Raw genomic sequence first — 1,094 nt, forward strand, 5'->3', positions numbered from 1 at the left:
ATTTTGAAAATAAGGACGGCAATGTTAAGTTGAATTTTTCTCATGGAGATGGGTATTTAATGAAGTTGATTAAACTTCTTGATGAAGAAAATGTTCAGTACAGTTCTTTAAATGTCGAAAAGCCAAGTCTTAACGATGTTTTCTTGGAATTAACGGGCAAAGATTTGAGGGATTGATATGTTTCTACATTCATTTAAAAATACTTTTAAGCTGCTTTTGAGACAAAAAGCTATGCTTTTTTGGGCGTTGATGTTTCCGATTGTTTTAGGAATATTCTTCAAATTAGCATTTGGAAATATCAATGAAAATAGTAAATTCAAAACCATTGATGTAGCTGTTAATGAAACTCTTATGCAAGACGACAATTTCAAAAACTTCATGAATGAGATGGAAGATGAGAAATATTTCAAGGTTGTAGAATCAAAAAACGAAGATATATTGAATACTAACGAAGATGTAAAAGCGTACATTGATTCGATGGATAAAATCTACACAAAAAAATCTGGGATTTCTGAGACAATCGTCGAAACTATTATGAATTCATATTCTCAAAAGGTATCCATGATAACTAAGATAATGCAGAAAAATCCGACGGCTGATATCGGGAAAGTCTTAAATGTTGACGATCACATCAAAGACGTTTCAAGAAAAAACATGAATCCTGTGAATGTGTTTTTCTACACGCTTTTAGGGATGACGACGATTTACGGATACATGTGGGGACTTTTCGTTAGTTTCCAATACGAAGCAAACTTGTCTACAAACGCAAAGCGTAACGCAGTTTCTCCAACTAAAAAAAGCACTATGCTTTCTGCATCGGTTCTTGTCAGTTGGATAATCAATTTCACAATAACAGTTTTATTTATCGCATATTTGAAATACGCACTTGGAGTTGGATTCGGAGATAGAATTGGGGCGATAATAGGACTTGCAAGTATTTCATCTTTTTGTGGAGTTGCGTTTGGAATCTTAATCGGAGTATCCAACAAAAAAAGTCTAGATACAAAAACCGGAATGGGAATCGCTATTACGATGCTGATGTCTTTTTTAGCGGGAATGATGGTTCCAGAAATAAAAGTAATCATCGCAGAGAA

2 protein-coding genes are annotated in these 1,094 nt (G+C 33.9%); both read left to right on the forward strand.

Annotation, left to right across the window (positions count from 1 at the left end; all coding sequences use genetic code 11):
* On the forward strand, positions 1-176 hold a 176-nt coding region (locus KHW44_RS09925; protein WP_304068985.1), incomplete at its 5' end, for a DUF4162 domain-containing protein.
* A 1-nt stretch (position 177) separates the two neighbouring features.
* Positions 178-1,094, forward strand: a 917-nt coding sequence (locus KHW44_RS09930) for an ABC transporter permease (RefSeq protein WP_304068983.1), incomplete at its 3' end; no start/stop codon positions are given.

Source organism: Finegoldia magna, assembly GCF_018371055.1.
GTDB lineage: Bacteria > Bacillota > Clostridia > Tissierellales > Peptoniphilaceae > Finegoldia > Finegoldia magna_I.